The organism is Ensifer sp. LC11 (assembly GCF_001695835.1).
Lineage (GTDB): Bacteria > Pseudomonadota > Alphaproteobacteria > Rhizobiales > Rhizobiaceae > Ensifer.
Genome location: NZ_MBSO01000023.1, coordinates 197,395 through 219,744 on the forward strand (window position 1 = coordinate 197,395; position 22,350 = coordinate 219,744).

Annotated in this window: 25 protein-coding genes and 3 pseudogenes; 7 read left to right on the forward strand and 21 right to left on the reverse strand. The window is 61.6% G+C overall.

Features of this window, described 5'->3' with window-relative positions; genetic code table 11:
• Positions 1–113 precede the first annotated feature (113 nt).
• Positions 114–3,257 (forward strand): multidrug efflux RND transporter permease subunit, encoded by a 3,144-nt coding sequence (locus BBX50_RS17190; protein ID WP_065776537.1) that lies wholly within the window; start codon positions 114–116, stop codon positions 3,255–3,257.
• A 15-nt stretch (positions 3,258–3,272) separates the two neighbouring features.
• Positions 3,273–4,424: an efflux RND transporter periplasmic adaptor subunit gene (locus BBX50_RS17195; RefSeq protein ID WP_065776538.1), complete on the forward strand. Its 1,152-nt coding sequence runs from the start codon at positions 3,273–3,275 to the stop codon at positions 4,422–4,424.
• Between the two features lie 100 nt (positions 4,425–4,524).
• Here the strand turns inward: BBX50_RS17195 and BBX50_RS30810 are convergent.
• The 4 genes and pseudogenes from BBX50_RS30810 to BBX50_RS17205 form a co-directional block, all read right to left on the reverse strand.
• Positions 4,525–4,680, reverse strand: a pseudogene (locus BBX50_RS30810) (transcriptional regulator); the annotation flags it as partial.
• Positions 4,681–5,053: 373 nt separating this feature from the next.
• Positions 5,054–6,832 carry an SLC13 family permease gene (locus BBX50_RS17200; RefSeq protein WP_065776539.1) on the reverse strand — a complete coding sequence of 593 codons (1,779 nt, stop codon included), beginning with the start codon at positions 6,830–6,832 and terminating at the stop codon, positions 5,054–5,056.
• A gap of 160 nt (positions 6,833–6,992) precedes the next feature.
• Positions 6,993–7,115, reverse strand: a complete 123-nt coding sequence (locus BBX50_RS30955) for a hypothetical protein (RefSeq protein ID WP_106407803.1) — start codon at positions 7,113–7,115, stop codon at positions 6,993–6,995.
• A gap of 59 nt (positions 7,116–7,174) precedes the next feature.
• Entirely contained in the window at positions 7,175–7,516 is a 342-nt protein-coding gene (locus tag BBX50_RS17205; protein WP_065776540.1) for a hypothetical protein, read from the reverse strand.
• 576 nt (positions 7,517–8,092) lie between these two features.
• On the opposite strand from BBX50_RS17205, the gene BBX50_RS17210 reads away from it, so the two are divergent.
• Positions 8,093–8,347, forward strand: a complete 255-nt coding sequence (locus BBX50_RS17210; RefSeq protein WP_065776721.1) for a hypothetical protein — start codon at positions 8,093–8,095, stop codon at positions 8,345–8,347.
• A gap of 201 nt (positions 8,348–8,548) precedes the next feature.
• On the opposite strand, the gene BBX50_RS17215 is transcribed toward BBX50_RS17210, so the two are convergent.
• The 7 genes and pseudogenes from BBX50_RS17215 to BBX50_RS30820 form a co-directional block, all read right to left on the reverse strand.
• Entirely contained in the window at positions 8,549–8,812 is a 264-nt protein-coding gene (locus BBX50_RS17215) for a DUF1488 domain-containing protein (protein ID WP_065776541.1), read from the reverse strand.
• Between the two features lie 140 nt (positions 8,813–8,952).
• On the reverse strand, positions 8,953–9,201 hold the full coding sequence (locus BBX50_RS29950) for a hypothetical protein (RefSeq protein ID WP_139108335.1): 249 nt from the start codon (positions 9,199–9,201) through the stop codon (positions 8,953–8,955).
• A 279-nt stretch (positions 9,202–9,480) separates the two neighbouring features.
• Complete coding sequence (locus BBX50_RS17220; protein ID WP_065776542.1) at positions 9,481–9,663, reverse strand: hypothetical protein; 183 nt, start codon at positions 9,661–9,663, stop codon at positions 9,481–9,483.
• Between the two features lie 10 nt (positions 9,664–9,673).
• Positions 9,674–9,892 (reverse strand): hypothetical protein, encoded by a 219-nt coding sequence (locus BBX50_RS30815; RefSeq protein WP_083213715.1) that lies wholly within the window; start codon positions 9,890–9,892, stop codon positions 9,674–9,676.
• Positions 9,893–9,901: 9 nt separating this feature from the next.
• Complete coding sequence (locus BBX50_RS17225; RefSeq protein ID WP_065776543.1) at positions 9,902–10,183, reverse strand: hypothetical protein; 282 nt, start codon at positions 10,181–10,183, stop codon at positions 9,902–9,904.
• 361 nt (positions 10,184–10,544) lie between these two features.
• Positions 10,545–10,820, reverse strand: coding sequence for a hypothetical protein (locus BBX50_RS17230; RefSeq protein ID WP_139108341.1), 276 nt, complete (start codon positions 10,818–10,820; stop codon positions 10,545–10,547).
• 304 nt (positions 10,821–11,124) lie between these two features.
• Positions 11,125–11,238 (reverse strand): annotated as a pseudogene (locus tag BBX50_RS30820) (segregation and condensation protein B); the annotation flags it as partial.
• Between BBX50_RS30820 and BBX50_RS17235 the strand changes: the two are divergent.
• Positions 11,218–11,445 (forward strand): annotated as a pseudogene (locus BBX50_RS17235) (hypothetical protein); the annotation flags it as partial. The pseudogenes BBX50_RS30820 and BBX50_RS17235 sit on opposite strands and share 21 nt — an antisense overlap.
• A 24-nt stretch (positions 11,446–11,469) precedes the next feature.
• Here BBX50_RS17235 and BBX50_RS17240 read toward each other — a convergent pair.
• Positions 11,470–11,925 (reverse strand): Lrp/AsnC family transcriptional regulator, encoded by a 456-nt coding sequence (locus tag BBX50_RS17240; protein WP_065776546.1) that lies wholly within the window; start codon positions 11,923–11,925, stop codon positions 11,470–11,472.
• A gap of 115 nt (positions 11,926–12,040) precedes the next feature.
• On the opposite strand from BBX50_RS17240, the gene BBX50_RS17245 reads away from it, so the two are divergent.
• The gene (locus BBX50_RS17245; protein WP_065776547.1) at positions 12,041–12,952 is read left to right on the forward strand and encodes a DMT family transporter; all 912 of its coding nucleotides are present in this window, start codon (positions 12,041–12,043) and stop codon (positions 12,950–12,952) included.
• Positions 12,953–12,976: 24 nt separating this feature from the next.
• Positions 12,977–14,188: an aromatic amino acid transaminase gene (locus tag BBX50_RS17250; RefSeq protein ID WP_065776548.1), complete on the forward strand. Its 1,212-nt coding sequence runs from the start codon at positions 12,977–12,979 to the stop codon at positions 14,186–14,188.
• Here BBX50_RS17250 and BBX50_RS17255 read toward each other — a convergent pair.
• Positions 14,172–14,654 (reverse strand): isoprenylcysteine carboxylmethyltransferase family protein, encoded by a 483-nt coding sequence (locus BBX50_RS17255; protein ID WP_065776549.1) that lies wholly within the window; start codon positions 14,652–14,654, stop codon positions 14,172–14,174. The two genes, BBX50_RS17250 and BBX50_RS17255, sit on opposite strands and share 17 nt — an antisense overlap.
• A 165-nt stretch (positions 14,655–14,819) precedes the next feature.
• Between BBX50_RS17255 and BBX50_RS17260 the strand changes: the two genes are divergently transcribed.
• Positions 14,820–15,245: an OsmC family protein gene (locus BBX50_RS17260; RefSeq protein ID WP_065776550.1), complete on the forward strand. Its 426-nt coding sequence runs from the start codon at positions 14,820–14,822 to the stop codon at positions 15,243–15,245.
• Positions 15,246–15,310: 65 nt separating this feature from the next.
• Here BBX50_RS17260 and BBX50_RS17265 read toward each other — a convergent pair whose 3' ends face one another.
• From BBX50_RS17265 to BBX50_RS17300, 8 genes are all read right to left on the reverse strand, one after another.
• Positions 15,311–15,694, reverse strand: coding sequence for a VOC family protein (locus BBX50_RS17265; RefSeq protein WP_065776551.1), 384 nt, complete (start codon positions 15,692–15,694; stop codon positions 15,311–15,313).
• A 283-nt stretch (positions 15,695–15,977) separates the two neighbouring features.
• Positions 15,978–16,949 carry an aldo/keto reductase gene (locus BBX50_RS17270; protein ID WP_065776552.1) on the reverse strand — a complete coding sequence of 324 codons (972 nt, stop codon included), beginning with the start codon at positions 16,947–16,949 and terminating at the stop codon, positions 15,978–15,980.
• 140 nt (positions 16,950–17,089) lie between these two features.
• Positions 17,090–17,620, reverse strand: a complete 531-nt coding sequence (locus BBX50_RS29955) for a hypothetical protein (protein WP_065783795.1) — start codon at positions 17,618–17,620, stop codon at positions 17,090–17,092.
• A gap of 384 nt (positions 17,621–18,004) precedes the next feature.
• Complete coding sequence (locus BBX50_RS17280; RefSeq protein ID WP_065776554.1) at positions 18,005–18,985, reverse strand: alpha/beta hydrolase; 981 nt, start codon at positions 18,983–18,985, stop codon at positions 18,005–18,007.
• Between the two features lie 13 nt (positions 18,986–18,998).
• Positions 18,999–19,310, reverse strand: coding sequence for a hypothetical protein (locus BBX50_RS17285; protein WP_244513180.1), 312 nt, complete (start codon positions 19,308–19,310; stop codon positions 18,999–19,001).
• A gap of 26 nt (positions 19,311–19,336) precedes the next feature.
• Positions 19,337–20,413, reverse strand: coding sequence for a hypothetical protein (locus BBX50_RS17290; RefSeq protein ID WP_065776556.1), 1,077 nt, complete (start codon positions 20,411–20,413; stop codon positions 19,337–19,339).
• The gene (locus BBX50_RS17295; protein WP_065776557.1) at positions 20,413–20,820 is read right to left on the reverse strand and encodes a hypothetical protein; all 408 of its coding nucleotides are present in this window, start codon (positions 20,818–20,820) and stop codon (positions 20,413–20,415) included. Before BBX50_RS17295 ends, BBX50_RS17290 begins: the two co-directional genes overlap by 1 nt.
• Positions 20,821–20,829: 9 nt before the next feature.
• Entirely contained in the window at positions 20,830–22,350 is a 1,521-nt protein-coding gene (locus BBX50_RS17300) for an FAD-binding oxidoreductase (protein WP_065776558.1), read from the reverse strand.

Genomic DNA, 22,350 nt, shown 5'->3' on the forward strand with positions numbered 1-22,350 from the left:
ACCTGTGCCGCTGACCGGGTGGTCCGCGGGGCGGCCACGCGTTTGCCCGGCTCCATGACCCCCCGACACGCCGCCCGCCGCGATGGCGCTGCCTTGAAAGGATCGATCCTGCCATGATCGACTTCTTCATCCACCGGCCAATCTTCGCATCGGCCATCGCCATCATCATGACGCTTGCCGGCGGCATCTGCTACTTCCTGCTGCCGATCTCGCAATTTCCCGACGTGACGCCGCCGCAGATCGTGGTTGCCGCCAACTATCCCGGCGCCAGCGCCCAGGTCGTCGCCGATACGGTGACGACGCCGCTCGAACAGCAGATTAATGGCGTGCCCGGCATGCTTTACATGACCTCGACGAGTTCGAACGACGGCTCGTCGCGCATCATCATCTCCTTCGAAGTGGGCTACCCGATCGACGTTGCGGCCCTCGACGTCCAGAACCGCGTCTCACAGGCGGCCTCATCGCTTCCGGCGCTGGTCAACCAGACCGGTGTTACCATCGCCAAGCAGATCCCGAATTTCACCGTGCTGGTGAGCCTGGATTCGCCTGACAATTCGGTCGATTTCGCCTCCGTCAGCAATTACGCCTACCTGCAGATCCTCGATCCGCTGAAGCGCCTGCCGGGCGTCGGCGACGTGCAGCTGTTCGGCGAACGGCGCTATTCGATGCGCGTCTGGCTCGATCCGGACCGCATGGCCAATCTCGGCATTACCGCCGTCGACGTCCAGAACGTCATCACGGAACAGAACATCCAGGTCGCGGGCGGCAAGATCGGGCAATCACCGGCACCGGCGGGCACGCCTTTCGAGATGCAGATCAATGCGCTTGGCCGCTTGAGCGACCCGTCCCAATTCGGCGACATCGTGCTTCGGGCCGACCAGACGACCGGGGCAACAACCCGGCTGCGCGACGTGGCACGCATCGAACTCGGGGCGCTGCTCTATTCGTCGTCGGTCACCTTCAACGGCAAGGAAAGCGTGGTGCTCGCCGTCTTCCAGGCGCCGGGCTCCAACGCGCTCGACCTGCAGAGCCGCGTCCAGGCCAAGATGGACGAACTCTCGCAGCGGTTCCCGACCGGCATCGCCTACCACATGTTCTACGACACCACGCGCTTCGTCTCGGCGGCGATGAAGGACGTGGTCTTCACGCTGCTCGAAGCGCTGGCCCTCGTCGTTTTCGTCGTCTTCATTTTCCTGCAGAACCTGCGCACCACGATCATTCCGACGATTGCCATTCCGGTCTCGTTGATCGCGACGCTCGTCGTCATGTATCTGTTCGGCTTCTCGCTGAACATGCTGAGCCTGCTTGGCATGGTGCTCGCCATCGGCCTGGTGGTCGACGACGCGATCGTCGTCGTCGAGAATGTCGAACGCCAGCTCGAGGCCGGACTGTCTCCGCTTGCCGCCACCCGCAAGGCGATGCAGGAAGTCACGGGCCCGATCATCGCAACAACCGCCGTGCTTCTCGCCGTCTTCATCCCCGTCGCCTTCATTCCAGGTGTCGCCGGCAGTCTCTACAATCAGTTCGCTCTGACGGTCGCGATCTCGGTCGCCTTCTCCGCCTTCAATTCGCTGACCCTCAGTCCCGCACTCAGCGCCGCTTTCCTGCGCTACCGCGGCGAGCCCCGCTTTGCCCCCTTCCGCTGGTTCAACTCCGGCTTTCACGCGCTGTCGCATGGCTATGCGCGTAGCGTCGCCGGGCTCGTGCGCTGGCGCTGGGCACTGTTTGCGCTTTTCCTCATCGCCGTCGGTTCCACCTATGCGTTGTGGCAGCGCATTCCGTCGACCTTCCTGCCGGTCGAGGACCAGGGCTATTTCTTCGTCGTCATCCAGCTGCCGGACGGCGCCTCGCTCGAACGCACCGAGGCCGTCGCACGGCGATCGGAAGAGATCCTGCGCGGCACTGCCGGCGTCGATTTTGTCGGCTCCGTCGTCGGCTTCAATTTCCTGTCCTTCGCCGCCCAGTCGAACTCCGCCGTGCAGTTTGCCGTCTTGAAGCCCTGGGACGAGCGCCCGCCGGAACAGGGAGCCTCGGCGCTGCGCGAGGCGGTGACGCCGCAGCTGCTGCAGATCCCGGATGCGCTGGTGCTCGCCTTCGATCCGCCGTCGATCCAGGGCCTCGGCGCGACGGGCGGATTCGAGTTCCAGGTGGAGGATCTGGCCGGACGCAGCGCCCAGGCACTGAACGATGCGACCCAGGCGCTGATCGCCGAAGCGCGCAAGCAGCCGGAGATCAACCCCTACCAGCTCTTCACAACCTTCAGCACGTCGAGCCCGCAATTCGACTATGACCTCGACCGCGACAAGGCGAAGTTGCTGGGTTTGAGCCTGCCGGACATCTTCAACACCTTGCAGATCTATTTCGGCTCACTTTATGTCAACGACTTCAACCTCTTCGGCCGCACCTTCCGCGTGACGCTGCAGGCAGACCAGGGCGCACGCGCTTCGGCCACGGATCTTTCGCGCCTTTATGTGCGCAACAGCCAGGGCGAGATGGTGCCGCTCAACACGCTCGGCACCTTCAAGTCCACCGTCGGCCCCGAAACGATCACCCACTACAACAACTACCCCTCGGCGCTGGTCAACGGTGCGGCAGCACCCGGTTTCAGTTCGAGCCAGGCCGTGGCCGCAATGGAGCGGGTGGCAAAAACGACACTGCCGCGGGACTACACATTCGAATGGACCGGCATTACCTATCAGGAGATCCGGGCAGGTTCGATCGCCGCGCTCGTCTTTGCGCTCGCGCTCGTCTTCTGCTTCCTGATCCTGGCCGCCCAGTATGAAAGCTGGTCGATGCCTTTCATGGTGCTGCTCTCGGTGCCGCTGGCACTTCTGGGCGCGCTCTCGGCGCTGTGGCTGCGTGGAATGCAGATCGACGTCTATTCGCAGATCGGTTTCGTGATGTTGGTAGGGCTTGCCGCCAAAAACGCCATCCTGATCGTCGAGTTCGCAAGACGGCGACGCGAGGAAGGGCTCGACGTTGTCGCGGCTGCGGCGGAAGCGGCGCGCCTGCGCCTGCGGCCGATCCTGATGACGGCCTTCGCTTTCATCCTTGGCGTTTTGCCATTGATGTATGCGAAGGGCGCAGGTGCCGCCAGCCGCCAATCGATCGGCACCACGGTGTTCGGCGGCATGCTGGCCGCGACGGTGCTGACACTCATTTTCGTCCCGGTTTTCTACGCTGTCATCGAGCGGTGGCGCGAAGGGGTCTCGTCGAAACCCATCGGCCAGAGCCACGAACCGGAGGCGGCGGAATAGGAATTGGAGCCTGATATGCGTGGTTCGAAACTGGTTCTCGCCGCAGCGGTCGCAACCGCCGCCCTTGTTGCTGCCTATCATTACAAGAATGGCGGGTTTGAGCTGAAAGGCGGCGATGCCGGCGCGGCCGTTGCACCGGCGCAGCAGGCCATGCCCGTTCCCGTCGCCGCGGTCGTCAAGAAAACGATCCCGATTTATCTCGACTATTCGGCGCGCACCGAGGCAATCCGCAACGTGACGCTTCGCGCCAAGATATCGGGTTATGTCGAATCGCAATCGGTCCCCGACGGTGCGGACGTCAAGGAGGGCGATCTCCTCTACCGGATCGACGCGCGCGACTATCGCGCTGAACTCGATCAGGCAAAGGCCCAGGTCGAGCGCGACGAGGCATCGCTTGCCTATCTTCGATCCAACCTCACGCGCGGCAACGAGCTTGCGACGACCGGCTATCTGGACAAGGACAGCTTCGACCAGCGCCAGAGCGCCGTGCATCAGGCGGAAGCGGCGCTTGCGATGTCGAAGGCGGCGGTGCGTACCGCCGAGATCAACTTCGACTACACCGAGATCCGCGCCCCCTTTGCCGGTCGTCTCGGCCGCAACCAGGCGTCGGAAGGGACACTCGTCAGCAGCACCGCCGGTACCCCTCTCAACAATCTCGTGCAGCTTTCGCCGATCTACGTCTCGTTCAACCCGAGCGAGGCCGAAATGACGTCGATCCAGAAGGCGCGGGCAAAGGGGAACGTGGAAGCGGAGGTGTTGCTGCCCGGTGATGCCGAGCCGCGCTACCGCGGCGCCCTGACGTTCATCAACAACACCATCGAGGGCAACACCGGCACGGTCGTGGCACGCGCGACGATCGACAATACCGACCTCTCGTTGCTTCCCGGGCAGTATGTCCGCGTTCGCCTGAAGGTGCGCGAGGAGCCTGGTGTGCTGATGGTTCCGGAAACCGCGCTTGGATCGAGCCAGCTCGGCAAATATGTCTATGTCGTCGGCAAGGGTGACGTCGTCGAACAGCGGCTGGTCACGCCCGGCCCGACGAGCGGCAACCTCATCGGCGTGACATCAGGCGTTTCGGAAGGCGATCAGGTGATATCAGGAAACCTGCAGAAGATCTTCCCCGGCGCCCCGGTCACGCCGATGCCCGCCGAGCAGGCGCAGAAGTAGTTCAAGCGGAAGGTCCTGTCGTCAGGATCGTTTCAGGATCGAGAAGAGGCGACATGGAGCCGGACGCCCTGCTGCCGATCCGGATGGCCGGTGGAGGCGGTCACCTGCTGCCGTCGCGTCCGAGCCATGGATCAGGCCCGGGATCGCGCCCGGAGGCAACTTGCCCCAGCCGCTCCAGATAATGCGCCCAGCCTTCCGCATGGCCGGCACATTGCTCGGAATTGGGCAGTCCCGTTTGGGACTATTGTGAGATCGTTGATCAGCCGCGCCCCATGCTTCCACCCGCGGGTGGCCACAGCGCGTTGATCCGGCAGCTTGCAAATGCCCTCGTGCGCAAAACGGGGCGACCAGTTGCGACCACAAGCCGCCGCCCAATCGTCGACCTCTCAGACTTGCTCAGCGCCCATGAACAACTGTCTCTGTCCGCGACACCGGCCGCCCGACGCACGCGACGATCACCACCGACCAACCGCTGCCAGTGCTAGAAACTCAATTGTCTCCGACACTTGGGTCTCAGGTTCTGCGGCAGAGCGCGTGCGCCGTCATGCGACAGGCCGCACGATAGGCTCGCGCCCTCGATCCTTGGAAGGGAAACTCCCTCTATCGCCCTGCAATATGACGACACCGCGCTAAACTGCCGGCCAAAACCACAGGATCAGAGGCACGCCCATTAAGACCACGATGAGCGAGAGCGGCAGACCCAACTTCCAATAGTCGCCGAAGCGATAACCGCCGGGACCCAGCACCAAAGTGTTGCACTGGTGTCCGACAGGCGTGAGAAAGTCGCAGGCCGCTCCCGCCGCGACCGCCATCAGAAACGCATCCGGATTGTAGCCAAGGCGCTGAGCAAGGGTGACCGCGATCGGCGCAACGACGAGAACGGTGGCTGCATTGTTCAGAAACGGCGTTGCGGCCATTGCGAGCACCATGATCATGGCAAGCGCACCATAAGAGGGCAAGGTGGCCGCAAATTGAGCAAGGCCACCGGCGATAAGGTCAGCGCCACCGCTTGTACGGATCGACTCGCTGACCGGAATGAGAGCGCCGAGCATGATCAGGATCGGCCAATCGATGGCTTCGTACGCTTCCCGGAGCGAAAGTGGCCCGAGCAGCACCGTCAGGACCGCAGCAGTAAAGAAAGCCGTTGCAACGGGCAACAGGCCGAATGCGGTTAGCACCATAGCACCCGTCAGGATCAGCACCGGAATCAGGCCCTTTCGGGGGGTCCCCAAGCGAATTTCACGCTCGGCCAACGGGAGAAGACCGAGTTCCACCAGTTTTGTGGGGAGAAGCACGAGATCGCCCTTCAAAACGAGAACGTCGCCTGGTCTTAATGCGATGTCGCGCAAGCGCTCGGTGAAGCGCTGGCTGCTTCGGCTTACTGCGAGCAGATTGATATTGAAGCGATCATGCAGCGCCAAACGCTTGGCAGTTTGCCCGATCAAGACTGATTTCGGGCCGATCACCGCCTCAATACCGGCAATCTCCTCTTCGACTCCCTTTGCTTCCGTCGGGCGGTCGTGCCCCTCCAACTCCAGACGCGCACGACTGATGCCTCGCTCGAGCGCCTGCGGGTCTCCTTCCAACAGAACGATATCACCTTGACGGAGGACGACGTCCGGCAGCGGCGTCAGCGGTTCGACCCGATTGCGAATGAGGCCAGTGACCAGAACCTCTTCGTCCAACAAGATCGACAGGTGACGGATCGACTTGCCAATGACGGACGACGTCGCAGTAACGCGGGCCTCTGTCATGTAGTCGTTGATGTCCAGCGCCTTCTCCATTGTCGTGACCGCCTTGCGCCCCTTGGGAAGCAGACGGTAGCCAAACGTCAGAAAGACTACGCCCGCTGCGGCAAGTCCTATACCGACGGGGGTGAAATCGAACATGTTGAAAGGGCGGCCAGTCAGCTCCTCGCGCATCCGGGAGACGACGATGTTCGGCGATGTGCCAACAAGGGTCGTGAGCCCGCCAAGCAGCGAACCGAATGCCATCGGCATGAGAAAAGACGACGGGGAGGCTTTTGACCGACGCGCCATCTGGAATGCGACCGGGATCATCATCGCCAGCGCGCCGATGTTCTTGATGAAGACGGAGAGAATCGAGACGGTCGTCACGAGCAAAGCAACCTGACCGCGCACAGAGGTTACGCTGGGCGCTGCCCGATAGAGGAATGCCTCTATAACACCACTGCGCTCGATCGCCGCGCTGACGACCAGCGCGCTGGCTACAATGATGACAATATCGTCGCCGAAGCCGGAGAATGCTGCGTTGTGCGGCACGATGCCGGTGAAAACCGCGGCAAGCAGCGCGAGGACTGCTATAAGGTCGTAGCGAAGCCGTCCCCATATGAAAGCGACCATCAGGCCGATCAGAATGGCGAAGGCGAAAGCCTGAGCCTGTGTCATGGATAAAGTCCCGACCACTCTTCGCAATGGCAGGTCCATTTTACGCGCCTGAAAGAGCTAATGTCAGGATAACTTATCAGCTTCATTCAACAACGCATGCCGAACGTCCGTCCAGGATGTTTTCCCACGTCGTAGCGCGGATGCAAGCTTGATCAGACGACTACAGGATGCTTCCGAACAGGACGGAATAGACAATCACGGCAATCGCGAGCGTAAAAGCTAGCGATACGAACAGGCGCGTGAAGTCGTAGGTATAAAAGCGGGCGGGGATGAGGTTTTTCATAGCGGTCTCCAATTTTTTCGTGCTGGTTGGCCCTAACTATGCGCGGTGTCTGCTGCGCTTCAGGATAGTGAGCGACTGCAACTCGTGCTGACCTTGCCGAGGACGTCCGCGGGAACTTGGATATCGGCCATAATCGTCGCTACGAGTTCGTCACGCTTCGCACGATTGTCGTAGCCCTTAAGCGTTGCGAGATCCGTGCTGTTGGTCGTAGCCATTCGCCCTGCCGCGCCTGAACAAATGTCGGCAAGCGCGTCCACTCTGGCCGTTTCTGCCGCCAGAGTGCTGGCAGTCGTGGTGGTGATCCATCCCGCATTGAAGCCGATGATCGGCGCGGCGAAAAGTCCGACAACCAAACCAATCGCGTATGGCTTTGTCCGTTCAAGAATTTGATCGAGTGTCATGATTTCATTCCCTCTAATCAGGTTGATTATCGGGATCGTTGCGGGACCGCTCTCGGAGCAGGAGCAAATATCAATCCAGATTCATAACCCTGCGCTCTAACTTAGACAATGTAAACAGACATCCCACAACCTTTGTTAAAAAATATACCAAATTTAAAAGTCGCGAATAACTTTCGGTACACATCATTTTTATTCGGAGAAGTATTATGCATCAATTTATCCAGGTCAGCACCGCGCTACATCTTTTTCATGTGGCCGTAAATTTGTTTTTGGAAAGCGTAGTAAAGCCTCATTCAGCGCATATAGATTGAAACGCGTTCTGAGGTCAGTTCGGCCTTTTCAGAGGCTCTAGCCCCGCCAACCTCACCGCTCATCGAGCCGGCTTATCGGCCTGTCGGTGCGCCACAGAGTTCGAGGAAATATTTCTCCCGGCGCGGCGGAAACCTACCGCATCGCCGCCCGCGGAAGGACAGTTGGCCTCAATATCCCGCGATGAGGCCAATGGCTCGTCAGCGGGGAAAATGATTTGGAACCGGCTGAATGGTGGCGACACGCCGCTCCAAGGAGGATCACAAGATGAAAAGCCAAAACGAAGAGCACGCGCTCGCGATCAGTACATGGGAGTCTGAAGGCGGTGCGCCCCACAGATCCGGACGGCTCTATCAATATGGCCGCCGTTTCGAGGGAGACGGCACCTATACGATCTACCACGTCTTTACGGGAGAGGTTGCAAAGATCGGTTGCTGGACGATGGAGGGGCTCAGCCCCAAGAATGCTGCGCGGGCGCTGCGCGTTCTCAATGCCCCGCGAGCGGCAGGGCCGGTCCAGTAACATTTTGGGGGCATTGGAAACAGGCGGCGACCAGACTGCCTCGCTCGACTCGCCTCTCGCAACGAGCAGGGCTACACGCGACCAGCGATTGGTTTGGCGACGACGGCGGTGTGCGAGACTTTGGTGCCGCGCGGTCGAATATCGCGGATCGAGTGAAGCAGCTTCCGACAGATAGGCGCGCGCAAACGTTGTCGCCACCCGTCACTGAAAGTCGTTTCTTGTGAGAATGTACACCGACCTGTGCCCACTGGCGTAAACGGACTGTGCTACATCTTCGATCAGGCGCCGCGCCGCGTCGAAAGCCACAAGACACTCAGCTTCGGTCGACTGCGGAGAGGCGGATTTCAATAGCGCGTCGGATCCGACGAAGAACGGAATCTCGAACATGCCGTCATGAGCTAGGAACCGGACAGCTTTCCGAGCCTCGTTGAAACTTCGGCTGCGGTTGGGAAAGGAAAGGGCCATGGTCAATCTCGTGTCGCGCTCAGATACCGCTAAGCAGAATGAAGCAGGCTATGAAACCGATCGCGAGTGCAACTGTGGTCCAGCCGAGCGAGCGGCGGTAGTCATGGGCAGAGAGTTGGTTGGGAAGACGAAACCTCACGTTACCCTCCCTTTGCGCGCGGACGGCGCGTTCCCTGCTTCGGATAGGTTTTACGGGCGGCGGCCAGAAGAGATCTTTCAGTTGAAACCGACACACGAAATTTGCACATCAGAAATCGAGCGAGGTGTTCAGCACGGGTTCCTTCTCGCGGCACCTGGTACTCGGCGCAAATCGCCTCGAATACACGCCGCAGCATGTCGATCTCTGCGACGCTCATCGCTACAGGCCGATTTTCGCTGAATGCGGACATTTACGTCTCCTCCCTGCTGTAATTCTGATTCGACGCATTGAGGACCTGAAGCGCGTCGGATGCTGAATGTGTTGGTCGAGGCCCGTCACTGTCCAGGAGTCGATATGCGCAGCATTCCGATGAGTACTGGAGATCCTCCAGGAGCCTCGCATTCCACACGCCGGCGTATTGATAAAGGGCACCAGTGACATTGGGTGCGGCGCCATTTCGCTGCCACCGTTCGATGATACGTGCATGCTTTCGAGAGGGCGTTTCCCGGTTCTATCCTCTAAGGTCGCACTACAGCAGCCGATGCCGCTCCAGCATTTCCCGGTTACGCCTCAATGCGCCAGAACCATCGTTGCGCTCTTCTTCACCGCTGGGGCTGGCTTCCGGCTTGCTAATCGTCGGCCTACGGAAAACTACGGTGACGGGCTCACGCATACCTCGGAACAACTGCTCCAGCTTTTCGACATAGGTCATGGTAATCTCCTCACTGGCTACGGGTCATGCCCCAGTCGATCGGTTCAAGGTTATCCTCACTGCTAACGCGGTCCTGTCCGAGCTCGTCGTTGCGAATTCGATATTGAGGGGTGTTGTCTCGCACGGGCATTCTTGCCGTGATGCGATACGAATCTGCCGCGCGCGGCGACAGATGGCTGCGGTCACTAAGCCGAACGGACAGTCCCACGGGGTAGCGATGTTGTGACATGGCCAGCTCTCATTGTTTGGGCGAGTGCGAAATATTGGCGCCCCAACGCGCGACCAGACGTGCCAGTTCGTCGGGTGCGATCTGTATCAACCGCATGCGGTAGCGGTTCTCGACCGTCGCGGGCAGCTTGATGAAGGTGGCGACGCGGCGATAGGCGGCCCAAGAAAGCCCCTCGATCAACTCCTCGTCGTCATCGATTTCGTAGTCACCAGCGGCAATCGTCTCATCGACGCCCGGCAATGTAAAAGGCCGGTCGAAGTGGATCATGCGGTGTTTCGTTCGGTTGAACATGTCATCTCCTTCCGACACAGGCACTGCCGGCGTCGCTGGCGCGCAACTCGCTTAGTCGAATGTGGATGCGTCAGAACCACGCATTCACGCGTTCAGGACACAACATTACGACAATCGAACAGGGGAAAATTGGCGGATCGGGTCTCTCACGCCGCGAGAAGCCAAGCTGGCCTAAGTCGACTTTGGAAGCATGCGCGGCAATTGAGGTCAATTCAAGATGGCTGCCGGCTCTTGCGTGGCGAGTGATGCCCTGAGCATCATTCGGCTGAATTTTCAGGCTGTTGCTGCACCGCGGGGGTGACATGACGGCTGAAAATCACGGGCGGCGGACGAAACGCCACACCAAAGCACACAAACTCTCTCAGCCTCGATCAAACGCGAAGGATGTCAGCAATGTAGTGACGAAGTTGCTCGCCTTGTCCTTGACGAGCACTTCCGTCCACTCACTCGTCCCGAGCAGTCGCAAGTCAGAATATATGCTGTCAACCGCAGCCTCTTCGACGCGCTTGATATTCGCTAGAAAGGCTTCCTCTCCGCCCGCGTGATACAGGTCGCGAATGACCATTCGCAGGATTTCCTGAATCGCGATCTGCCAGGCCGTATTGATCGCCTGGAGTTCGCCGGCATGTTCTGGCATCATATTCCTTTCGGCGGCACGGTTTTTTTGCAGGAACTATGCCATGCCGGCGGGTATAGATTGCAACAAGGCCGAGCGAAGCCGCATCCGCACCGGACTACCTTACGTCGTCACCGAAAGCACCTGGCCGACCTGACGCAGCAGGGCTGCTTGGCTACAGATTCAAACGGGCGCAGAGGATTGGACGCTAGGCTCTTCGGGCCTTACGGCTGGCGTAGCGTCGATCGCGCGCAGCCTTGCGGAGAGCCTCGTCTTCAAGCACTCGGGCGATGCGATTTCTTTCCGCTGCCTCGCGTGCTTCGGTTACCGCCGCCTCGTGTTCAGACAGACGTGCTCCTCCAGAGCGAGTCGGCGCATGCGAAACGCGGATCGCCGGTGCGTAAGCCGAACGGCTTCTATGTTGCCAGCCGCCGGCGACGGTCTTGAGGCGATCTTTGCCGTGCTTGCGCTGCGTGACCAGATCGCGCCTCCGACGCTCAACCTCGACGTGCCCGACCCCGCCGCTGAAGGCATCGACATCGTCTCAGGCGCGGCCAGGGCGCTGTCATTCGACTATGCCATCTCAAACGGGTTCGGCTTCGGTGCCGTCAATGCCAGCGTTCTTTTCCGCCGGTGGGAGGGTTGAGCGGGAGCGCCACCGGCTCGCCGGTCACAGACGCGGAAACACCGTCGCCCGCTTGACCGTGCCATAGGCGAAGCTCGTATCGATCGCTGCGATGCCTTCGATACTGTGCAGCTGATTGCGCACGAACTGCTCGTAGTCCTTGAGGCTGGTGACGAGGACGCGCAGCAGATAGTCCGCTTCGCCGGTCATGACGTAACAATCCTGAATATTGTCGATTGTCCTCACCTTGCGCTCGAAGGCGGCCACCGACGCCTCCGAATGGCGCTCGAGCCGAATGCGCACGAAGGCGGTGATCGGCAGACCATAGGCCTCCTCGTCGACAATCGCGGTATAGCCCTTGATGATCTTGGCCTCTTCGAGCAGGCGCAACCGCCGGAGACAGGGCGACGGCGACAGAGCGACCTTCTCCGACAGGTCCTGATTGGAAAGGCGCCCGTCCTTTTGCAGCGCCCAGATGATCTGCCTGTCCTTGTCGTCCATTCACACCCCCCATTGGCAGATTCTGCCAAACTTCGCCTCGACTGCCGGCGAGATAGCAAGAAACCGATACTTCGAGAAGCATATCATGCGAGCCAATCTGCAGTGAGGCTTCCCCATGACCGATGTGACGTCAGATTTTCAACAAACGAAAAACGGTTTGCTGGCACCGGCAACAGCCGGCTACGTCGTGCTCTTCGTCGTCGTTCTGGTCTGGGCGGGCTTCGCGCTCACCATGCGGTTCATCGGCGCGTCGCCGCTCGCCACGGCCGATGTCGCTCTCATCCGCTTTGCAATCCCGATCGTCGCGCTTCTGCCGGCCGTTCCCCAGCGGCTTTCCGCGCTTCGCAAGATCAGGCCAAGGGACGCAGCACTGGTGCTGCTCGGCGGCGTCCCATTCTTCTTCATCGCTTCGGAAGGCGCGAAGGCGACGTCGGCAGCCTATGTCGGCGCGTTGATTGCCGGAACGTCACCGCTCTCGGTGGCACTGCTCGCCTTCGCATTGGAGCGAAAGCGCGTACCGCGGAAGCGCTGGCTGCCGCTTATGCTGATTGTCGCCGGCGTTGTCGGCATTGTCGCCGGGCAGCAGCAGGCAGTGACTGCCGAGACCCTGCGCGGCGCCGGCTTGTTATTGATCGCGAGCCTCATCTGGGGCGCCTATACGATCGGCCTGCGCCGAACCGGTGTCGATGCGATCACCAACGGCCTGCTTCTGTCGATCGGCTCGCTCATCGTCCTCGTCCCGCTGATCCTGACGGGCGCCGTCACCACGCATCTCGGGCAGTTCTCCTGGCATCAGGCGCTGCCTTTCATCCTGGTTCAGGGCCTCGGCGTCGGCCTTGTCTCGACGGTCGGCTACGCCTTCGCGATCTCGCGGCTCGGCACCGCCAAAAGCGCGACCATCGGCTCGCTTGCGCCGGCGCTCGCCAGTCTTCTCGCCATTCCGATCCTTGGCGAGCCTCTCACGCCCGCAACTGCCACCGGTATCCTCGTCATCACCGCCGGTGTGATCCTGGCAAACCGCCACTGAAACAAAGATCGTAAGGAAACTCGTATGCTCGCCGCTCTGCCAACCGCCGAACCCGACCCGCTATGGGCTCTCCTCAGCACGTTCCGGCAGGATCGCCGGGCCGACAAGATCGACCTCGTCGTCGGCGTCTATCGCGACGCCTCGGGGCAAACTCCGGTCATGCGCGCCGTGCAGGACGCCGAAGCGCAGCTCGCCTCCGCCGCTGCCTCCAAATCCTATAGAGCACTGTCCGGAAACACGGCGTTCAACGAGGGGATGTCGCGGCTTCTCCTCGGCGAAGGTGCCGAGGCGCTCGATCGTCAATGCACGATCCAGACGGTCGGCGGCACCGGAGCGCTCCGGATCCTTGCCGATTTCATCGCTCTCGTTTCACCCCGAGCAACGATCTGGAATACCAATCCCGGCTATGTGAACCATCGCCCGATCATGTTGGCCGCGGGTCTTGCCGTGCGGCCGTTCCGCTGGCAGGAAAGCGAGACCGGTCTCGATATCGAAGCCGCCATCGCCGACCTTCAGGACGCACGACCTGGTGACGTGATTATCCTCCATGGCTGCTGCCACAACCCGACCGGCACCGACCCGTCAGCCGAAGAATGGCGCCGGCTTGCCGCGCTGTGCAAGGACAGGGGGCTGATCCCGCTCATCGACATGGCCTACCAGGGTTTCGGCGACGGGATCGAGGAGGATGCCTGGGGTCTGCGCCATTTCGCAAAGGAGCTCGACACCGTTCTCGTGGCGGCAAGCTGCTCGAAGAACATGGGGCTCTATTGCGAACGGACGGGTGCTGCGATGGTGATTGCCGCCGACAACAGGCCACTCGCCAATGTCCGTGCGACGCTGGAGCGGATCACGCGGGCCAACTATTCCATGCCGCCGGAGCACGGCGCCGCGATCGCGGCACAGCTGTTCGAGGATCCGCAGACCTGGCTTGCGGAACTCGAGGCGAGCCGTGAGCGGGTCGCCGGCATCCGCCGCGATCTCGCGGATGCGCTCGCACGCTGCGGAGCGCCGGAAAAATTCCAGGCGCTGCGCCGTCAGAAGGGCATGTTCTCGCTGCTGCCGCTCGACCTAAGCCAGATGAACCGTCTTCGCGAGGAGTTCGGCGTCTACGGGACGGCAAATGGCCGCATCAATATTGCCGGCCTGCTTCCCGGTGAGGTCGAACGGCTTGCGCGAACCCTCCGGGCCGTGTCGAGCGTCTCGTCGCTCGTCCACCCCATCAAAGCCAACGCCTGACGCGCGCCTTGTAAGCGAGGTAGCCATCACCGAACTTGCGTTCGAGATAGGCCTCCTCGCGGGCAACGACGCCATAGCGGATGACGAGGTAGAAGGGCACCAGCAGGATCAGCAGCCACAGGCTGTCAAAGGCGATGGAGAGGCCGACAAGACCGAGAAGCATGGCGGTATATATCGGATTGCGGGTGAAGCGATACGGGCCGGTCTCGACGATCGTCGATGTCGGCCGGGTGGTCTGGATCTCGGTCCCGGCACGGCGGAAGGTCGCCGCCGCCCATACGAGCAAGGCCAGAGCCATGAGAAAGATGACGACGCCGATCAGCCGACCCGTCACGAACCCTGACAGCAAAGGCAGCGGATAGGCACCGTCGAGCAACAGGCCGCCGCCGACCGCAGCAAGCCAGGCGAATGGTGGCCGGACCACCGCGCCGGAACGGTCACGGGTATTTCCATCGGTATCGTTCATCTTGCCACCTCTCGCCCGCTTGCGGCTCGCACGATGAGCTTCGCGCGTCCTCGATTTTAACGTCGGCAGGCTATTTGCGAAATTGCCGGGACTCGTTATCTCAGAAAGGGATCAACGGCCACCCGCGGTCGTCGATCACGCTACTGCAGCAACAGGACGAGAGACATGAAAGCACGCGTCAAATGGGTGGAAGACCGGACCTTTGTCGGAGAATCCGGGAGCGGCCACAAAGTCGTATTGGGAACCGCCTTCGGTGAGGAAGGGCGCACGCCAGGGCCGAGCCCGATGGAGTTGGTGCTGATCGGCACCGGCGGCTGCTCGGCCTATGACGTCGTTCACATTCTCGAAAAGGGCCGCGAGCCGGTCGAGGACTGCGTCGTCGAGCTCGATGCGGATCGCGCGGAAACCGAGCCGCGGGTTTTCACCCGCATCCACATGCACTTCATCGTCAAAGGACGTGGCCTGTCGACCAGCAAGGTCGAACGCGCCATCTCGCTCTCGATCGAAAAATACTGCTCGGCCTCGGCGATGCTCGCCAAGACCGCGACGATTACACACGATTTCGAAGTGGTCGACACCAGCGCGAGCTGAATATCCGTCCGGCTTCTGCCGGTGTTGCGGCGATATCCGCCCGTAAACGCGGCCGGCGCGCGAGCTCATCCTTGCGCCGGCTGGAACAGTTCGACGACATTTCCGGAAGGGTCGATCAGCAGGATCTGTGCCCCTCCGGGCCCCTTGACGATCTCGTTGCGAAACCGGACGCCTGCGGCGCGCAACCGCTCGACCTCGCGCGGCAAGTCGTCGACGATCAGGTGAATCCGGTTCCAGCCGCCGGGCACCGGCTTCTCGCCATCCGGCATCGGCCGTCCGGCCGAGCTTGCTGGTCCGCTGAGCAGCAGCCGCAGTGCTCCGCGCCGCACATCGGCGAAAGCGGGGGCAAAGTTGGAAATAGGTGTGAAGCCGAGATGGGTCGTGTACCAGGCAATCGCCGCCTCCACGTCATCGACCATGTAGCGGACATTGACGAGTGTTTCTGACATCGGGCTTCCTCCGAACAGGCGAAATCCGACCAGGACACCGCGGCCGCGCCCCCTTGGTCTCCGCCAAACCATTCAATCATCAAAAGGCGGGCAAGGGTAACACACAAGGCTCGTTCCGGACCATCGGGAAGACGTCCCGGCCTCGCAGGCCTGCCGCACGAAAGGACAATCAATCCGGCATTCCCACGAGCCGCAGCCCTTCGACGTACCGTGCGAGCAGCCCCTGGCGGGAACAGGTCCCGATGACCGGACGCAGCAAAAGGTGGCGGCGAGAGCGGGCCGTTCAATCGCGATAGAAGTTGCGACGCCAGCGGTGGGCGCGCAGCTTCGCCCGCTGCGCATCCGGCAATCCGAGGCCATCCCCGATCGCACAGTTGCGCTCGACGTTGCGCACCGAACGCATGCCGGGAATGACCGTCGATACCGCGGGATGGCTGAGAACGAAGCGCAGGGCCGTCTCGGCCAGTGCATCGGGCGCGATCTCCAGGTCCTCGATGATCTTCCGTGTCCGGTCCTCGACCTCGCGCTTGCGCTCGCCGCGGAAATAGGTCTCCCGGAAATCGCCTTCGGGAAAAACGGTGTCGGCGCGGATCTGGCCGGTGAGGCCGCCCTCGTCGAGCGCCACGCGCACGATGACACCGACATTGTGTTCGAGGCAGGCCGGCAGCAGCTTTTCCTCCGGCGCCTGCTCGAAGACGTTGTAGATCACCTGCACGCTGTCGACGACGCCGCTCTCGATCAGCCTCAGCGCGTTATCCGGCTCGTAATCATTGATCGATACGCCAAAGAAGCGGATCTTGCCGTCACGCTTCAGCCGCTCGACCGCCTCCAGCCAGTCGCCGCGGCCGATCCATTCATCCGACCAGACATGGAACTGCTGCACGTCGATCGTCTCGACGCCGAGATTGCGCAGGCTCGTCTCGGTGCAGGCGATCACGTGGTCGGCCGGAAAGGTCTGCTCAGCCGGCGTGCCGGCATGGGCCGGCCACTGCAGGTTCTTCGGCGGGATTTTGGTGGCGACATGGATCGTCTCGGATCGCTCCCGCAACAGGCTGCCGATCAGTCTTTCGCTATGGCCTTGCCCATAGCCAAGCGCCGTATCGATGAAGTTCAGGCCGAGATCGACCGCCCGGCGGAGCGCGCGGGCGGATTCGTCGTCGCTCGCGCCCTGCCAATGGCTCTTGCCAATGCCCCAGGCACCATAGCCGATTTCGGAAATGCGAAGACCGGTGCGGCCGAAGGCTCGGTAGTGCATGATGAGCTCGCTGATATTGGCCCTGTGATGCGGGCACGGTGACGGGGATGTCGCCGGATATCTAGCGTTCGGCCGCTCGCCGTCAACCGCGAGCCTTGCTGGTTTGGGTCATGTCTGGTCGTTGGGTCGTTTTCGCACGGCTACGCGAGCAGCCAGAAGACAACCGCGAATGCGATGACAAGAACGAAGATGATCTGTGCCAACCGCCGCATGGCTTCGCTGGTATTGCTGCCGAGGAGGGCTGCCCAGATCGGACCGCCGGCGCCATCCTCATCGCGCATTTCGTATGCGGGGATCAGCGCGGCGAGCCTTCCCGCCAGCTGACTATAGTCATGTGGAGGCGGCTGGCGGTCGCGAACAAAGTCAGAGGTGCTCGAGAGATCCGGCGCAACCAGCCCGCCGTCACCTGCATCCACGATATGCGTCCGCTGTTCCTCGGTCTCGAACCGCCTGTCGTCGCCTCGCACGTGGTTGAGACGCCCGGCCCCGTGATGAAAAGCCCATCGTAGTGGCTTCGGGCGCAAACGCACGCTGGATTTTGAGTGCCGTATGGACATTGAGGCCTCCTCAACGCTTAACCCGATGACCCGGCGCTTTGTTCCGGAGAGTTTGAGATCGGAAATAAACGCCGCCTTCGCGGTGGCCGTCACGTCAACGGCGACGAAAAACAAAAGAGCCCGCCGCGGGAGGAGTGCGGCAGGCTCTTCAAAAGATCGATCAGCAGCCTGGGAGGAGGAGTGGCGCTGATCTCGTGAACGATCATGGGAGGAGGAGATCGTTCACCCATCGAAGCTCTGCGGGAGGAGGTGCATTGCTTCGATGGATTGGAGTATACAGCGGTCGTGCCCAATTCGTAGGCGGAATTTGTGCAAGCCAGCTATGCGCTATGCGCGCAGCGCATCGCCGGCGCACCCCGGCAGGGACACCCCATCAAGCGGCCACCGTTGAGAGCTGCGGGAGAAGACCCCGGAAGAACGGGACGTGGTTCTTCGCCGTGAATTGTGTTATTTCAAATGGTGAAGTCACGTCGTCGTTTCGGTGAACGATGACGTGACCTAAAACACGCGCCCTGCAAAATCGGCAATCAAGTCTGCGACCTCTCCAGGCTTTTCAAGTTGAGGAATGTGATTGACATCCTCCAGCACCACCAATTCTGCCGACGGCACCAACCCGGCCAGCTCTTCTCCCTGCGCAAGCGGCGTGACCGTGTCCTGCCGCCCCCAGATCAGGAGCACCGGTCTTGTGAAACGCCTGTATTGTTCGCGATCGGCCGAAGGCGACCCGCGCTCATCGCCGAAGAGACCGCTCAGGTACCACAGGCGTGTGGACTGAGTTGCGCCGGCAACCGCAAGCGGCTCACGATAAACCACGACGAGGTCAGGCGATACGATTGCGGGATCATGGACGAAACTGCGCAGCCCGTATCCGATGGTCAACGGGTTGGTGAAGGTTGAAGCCGTGATCGCATCGCCGAGAACCGGCATGCGCATCCAGGCGCCAAGCGGTGGTTCCGGGCTGGGCGTTGAAAGCCGTAGCGCCGCATCGAGAAGCACCAGCCCGGCGATGCGGTCTGGGTTTGAAAACGCCGCCTCCAACGTGCCGCCACCCGCGAAGGAGTGGCCGGCAAGCAGGAAGCGCTCGACCCCGACGGCGTCGGCAAAACCGATGATGCGGCGAGCCAGCGCCGCCCTCGAATAGTCTCCGTCGCCCGGCCGCTCGGAATAGCCGAATGGCGGAAAATCGGGAGCAAGAACGCGATACCCCCGCTCCGCCAGCCTTTCAGCGACGGGCTGCCAGGTCTTCGCCCAGGAGACGGTGCCATGCACGAGGATGACCACCGGTCCGCCTTCCAGACCCCAGCTCATGTAGTGCATGTCGCGTCCTTCGACCTGGACATAGCTGCCTTCCCGCCCGTCGCGTCCGGCAGGCACGCTCTCGCGCCAGCCGGCAAGGCCGGAGAAAACGGCAAGGACGGTGATCAAGATGAAGGCGATGCCGAGCGCGATACGGATGAACCAACGCAGGATGGCGCGCATGAGCGGCATTCTTTCAAACAGCGGGATTGGGCCGAAGGGCGAGGCAGCCAGCCTTTCGGAAGGGCAGCACCAGAAGCGCGCCGGCTGCGTAGAGGCGACGGACATAACCGGGATCGCCGCTCGTCACCACGGCGTAGCGGCTCTCCCAGCGCAAAATGCGGATATCGCCGGGCAGTTCGGTGGGTGCAGCGGCCGGCGGGCGCAGGACAAGAGCGGCGGGCGCTTCGCCGGTCGCGGCGAAGAGGACGGCGTAGAGCGTCAGGGCAGCCGCCATAAGCGCTGCCACCGTTGCCACTCTTCTTGCCAGTTTCGACACGAACGACACGCCGCTGATCCTCGTCGGAGAAGGCTTCAATAGTCGAAGATATGTTCAATACCGGGATCGGCGATTGGCTGCGCTCTCAATATGTCGCCGAGATCTCTCACCTTGACGGAGATCAGAACCCGCTCATTGCCGAAGCCCGGACGGTGAAGCCTCGAAATCACGGTGCCTCTGCGAAGCAACGCATCATCGCTGCCGGTCGCCAGCGTGGCGCTCAGCATGATATCGTCATTTCCGGCGATGTCCTCGATTGTCCCACCAGCCCTCACAATCTCAGAGAGGATATGGGTGAAGCGGTCATAACGCGGCGTTTCGATCAGGATCTTGCCGCCCCGCTCGGCGGCGATCTTGACATCCTTGATCGCGGCAAGCTGGTCGGCCCGAAGGCCGGAGACGACGGAAAAGATCGTCAGCTTGGCCTGGCCAACCGCATCGACTGCGCTCGCAATCGCGCCAGCATAGGCGATTTTGGATTGCCACTCCAGGCCAAGTGCGAGCCGACGCTCCCAGCCACGCACCGGATCGTCGATGGGTGCTGCCCAAAGGGCATCGACCGAAGTCTGGAACGGATATTTGTACCAGGGCACCTGCCGGAGAAACGCCGCGTAATCAGCCGCCATGTCGCGTGCAACGATGTCCTGCGGTGACTTTTCCGCGCCGCGCCAAAGTGCTGCGAGCCGTCCGATCGTTTCCTCATAGGCCGCCTTCAGGCCCATCTCGAGGGTGAAGCTGACCCCGATCGTCGCGATCGTCATGCGTGTGGCACTGTCGGCCCCGCCATGCGCATCGGCAATCTCTGTCAGCGCACAATCGCTCGACCAGAAGTCTTTGACGCTCGACCAGTAATCGAACTGGTGTTCGTCGCCGCTCTTCAGCGCTTCGGCCAAACCGTCATAGGCGTAGACGATGTGCCATTCAGGATAGGTAAGATAGGTATTGGCCTCCTGCCGCCGCTGTTCCGGATCGGTGATCAGCGGAGCGAAAGTCTGGGGCTTCGGCTCGCCGTGGCAGAAAGCCTCCACATAGGCGGCCGGGCTCAAAAGAACCACGATGAAGAGCACCAGTACGCCAATCGTGACCGCGAGAAATTTGAGAAGACGCCGCATCAACGCGCCTCACCGGCAAAAACGTAACTCGAGATGATCGCCACGCCGCCAAGCAACAGATGCGGCAGATTGGCGAGGATCTTGAAGCCGAACGGCAGCTCGAGCACGCCGTAGTTGATGATGCCGAGGTCGAGAAAGCCGGAGCCAGTGATCAGCCCCAGCAATCCGTCGCCGAAATAGAGGATACCGAAATAGAAGAGGAAGGCGCGCGCCGCTTTCGCCGAGAGCAGCGCGGCGGTCGTCGCCCACAGCGCGGAGGCAAGGTGCAGGCCGTCGTCGTAGATGTCGAGCGCGAAAATGCCGAAGGCACGGCCCTCGGCGTCCGTCAGGCCAGGAATGTAGTTCAAGGCCGCGGCACCCAGAAGCGCCAACGCATAAAGGCCCGATATCAACCGAAGTTTGGACATGCCGGCTCCTCAGATTTTCGAGATGTAGTTCTTCCAGAGGCCGTTCTGGAACAGAAGCCCCGGATCGGCCGCCCGTTTTGCGGCAGCGAACTCGCCGGCGCGCCCATAGGCCTTTTGAAACTGGTCCTGCCGGGCGTGTGGCCGGTACGGCAGATAGTAGCTGCCGCCGATCGCCAGCACCCGCTCGATCAGGGCTTCGGTCATGCGGGCCATATCGGCCTCGCCGCGCACGGTCTTTTCCTGCGCGAACAGCATGACTGCAGCGATGCGCGGCTCGCCGGCATAGGCAAGCACGCTGTCACGGTCGGTGTTCACGTAGCGCAGCGTGATGTTGAGAAGCTGTTGGTAGGACGCGGGAATGACCGCCTTGCAGGCCGCGACGAATTCTCCGAAGCGGGCGGGCGAGATGAAGTACTCATGCAGGATATCGGTGCGACCGGGGTCCTTGTCGTCGAGCGTGACGACCGGCTCGTTCATCAGGCTGTTGCGGGAAGCGCTGCCGACGATCCTCGGGTTCAGTCGTGCCTCGGTCCACCAGCGCAGGTGCTTGACCTCGTCGGACTCGACCTGCGCCCTGAAAATGTCGCGCGCGGCATAGCTCAGCAATCCCGATCCTTCGGCCGACGGTATGCTCGATTGATCAGCAGTGGGCCGGTAGGTGATCAGCAGAGCATCATCGAAGAAGCGGTCGAGCGACACATCCATGCGGCCATAGGCCATTTGAATGGACGGATCGGCAGCAAGTGCCTCGACGAAGCGTTGGCCGAGGTCGCGGCCGGCGACATGGGTAAAGGTCGGCTCCAGCAGCGCGTTCGGCACCATGTCGAGTTCGAGGTCGGTAATGACGCCGAAAAGGCCGTATCCGCCCATGGCCAACTTGAAAAGCTCGGCATTCTCCGTGCGGGAGCACACCAGCAGTTCGCCGGTGGCGGTGACGAGCCTGATCGAGCGTACCGTCGCGCCGCAACCGCTGAAGGGCACCGGCCAGCCATGCGCATTGACGGAGAAGGTGCTGGCGACGCCGAAATCGTTGTTGGACTGCATGACAGCCGGCGAAAACCCGATCTTGTCGAGCTTGCCGATTACCGTCGACCAGCGCGTCCCCGCAGCAACCCGGTAGGTCCGCGCCGTGGTATCCGCCTCCAACCAATCTTGATCGAGCGTCAACACCGCCCCGTTTTTGACGAGACTCTGCGCGCCCATCGAATGGCGGGCGGCGTTGGCAACGAACGGTTGGCCGGCCGTCTGCGCCTCAGCGAGGGCTTTGCGGACCGCCTCGATCGCTTGCGCTTCAGGCGGCTCTCTGAGCACCATGTGCTTGGCGACCGGCGTCGGCGAGAGTTCGCTTGCATCATTGAGAACCGCTTGGGCGCCGTCGGGCTTATCGTCTTCGCTTGGGAAGCCTGGACCTGGATCATTGGTCGAAAACGAGAGCAGGCGACCGGCCGCCACACCTGCGATCGCCGCGGCGCCCGCAAGGACGAACCGCCGGCCGAACCTACGTTTCCTGCTCGCTTTTTCCGGTACCAC

Coding starts and splice junctions, on each gene's coding strand:
- BBX50_RS17190 (WP_065776537.1), top strand. CDS start 114: ATGATCGACTTCTTCATCCACCGGCCAATCTTCGCATCGGCCATCGCC.
- BBX50_RS17195 (WP_065776538.1), top strand. CDS start 3,273: ATGCGTGGTTCGAAACTGGTTCTCGCCGCAGCGGTCGCAACCGCCGCC.
- BBX50_RS17200 (WP_065776539.1), bottom strand. CDS start 6,832: ATGACACAGGCTCAGGCTTTCGCCTTCGCCATTCTGATCGGCCTGATG.
- BBX50_RS30955 (WP_106407803.1), bottom strand. CDS start 7,115: ATGAAAAACCTCATCCCCGCCCGCTTTTATACCTACGACTTCACGCGC.
- BBX50_RS17205 (WP_065776540.1), bottom strand. CDS start 7,516: ATGACACTCGATCAAATTCTTGAACGGACAAAGCCATACGCGATTGGT.
- BBX50_RS17210 (WP_065776721.1), top strand. CDS start 8,093: ATGAAAAGCCAAAACGAAGAGCACGCGCTCGCGATCAGTACATGGGAG.
- BBX50_RS17215 (WP_065776541.1), bottom strand. CDS start 8,812: ATGGCCCTTTCCTTTCCCAACCGCAGCCGAAGTTTCAACGAGGCTCGG.
- BBX50_RS29950 (WP_139108335.1), bottom strand. CDS start 9,201: ATGTCCGCATTCAGCGAAAATCGGCCTGTAGCGATGAGCGTCGCAGAG.
- BBX50_RS17220 (WP_065776542.1), bottom strand. CDS start 9,663: ATGACCTATGTCGAAAAGCTGGAGCAGTTGTTCCGAGGTATGCGTGAG.
- BBX50_RS30815 (WP_083213715.1), bottom strand. CDS start 9,892: ATGTCACAACATCGCTACCCCGTGGGACTGTCCGTTCGGCTTAGTGAC.
- BBX50_RS17225 (WP_065776543.1), bottom strand. CDS start 10,183: ATGTTCAACCGAACGAAACACCGCATGATCCACTTCGACCGGCCTTTT.
- BBX50_RS17230 (WP_139108341.1), bottom strand. CDS start 10,820: ATGCCAGAACATGCCGGCGAACTCCAGGCGATCAATACGGCCTGGCAG.
- BBX50_RS17240 (WP_065776546.1), bottom strand. CDS start 11,925: ATGGACGACAAGGACAGGCAGATCATCTGGGCGCTGCAAAAGGACGGG.
- BBX50_RS17245 (WP_065776547.1), top strand. CDS start 12,041: ATGACCGATGTGACGTCAGATTTTCAACAAACGAAAAACGGTTTGCTG.
- BBX50_RS17250 (WP_065776548.1), top strand. CDS start 12,977: ATGCTCGCCGCTCTGCCAACCGCCGAACCCGACCCGCTATGGGCTCTC.
- BBX50_RS17255 (WP_065776549.1), bottom strand. CDS start 14,654: ATGAACGATACCGATGGAAATACCCGTGACCGTTCCGGCGCGGTGGTC.
- BBX50_RS17260 (WP_065776550.1), top strand. CDS start 14,820: ATGAAAGCACGCGTCAAATGGGTGGAAGACCGGACCTTTGTCGGAGAA.
- BBX50_RS17265 (WP_065776551.1), bottom strand. CDS start 15,694: ATGTCAGAAACACTCGTCAATGTCCGCTACATGGTCGATGACGTGGAG.
- BBX50_RS17270 (WP_065776552.1), bottom strand. CDS start 16,949: ATGCACTACCGAGCCTTCGGCCGCACCGGTCTTCGCATTTCCGAAATC.
- BBX50_RS17280 (WP_065776554.1), bottom strand. CDS start 18,985: ATGCGCGCCATCCTGCGTTGGTTCATCCGTATCGCGCTCGGCATCGCC.
- BBX50_RS17290 (WP_065776556.1), bottom strand. CDS start 20,413: ATGCGGCGTCTTCTCAAATTTCTCGCGGTCACGATTGGCGTACTGGTG.
- BBX50_RS17295 (WP_065776557.1), bottom strand. CDS start 20,820: ATGTCCAAACTTCGGTTGATATCGGGCCTTTATGCGTTGGCGCTTCTG.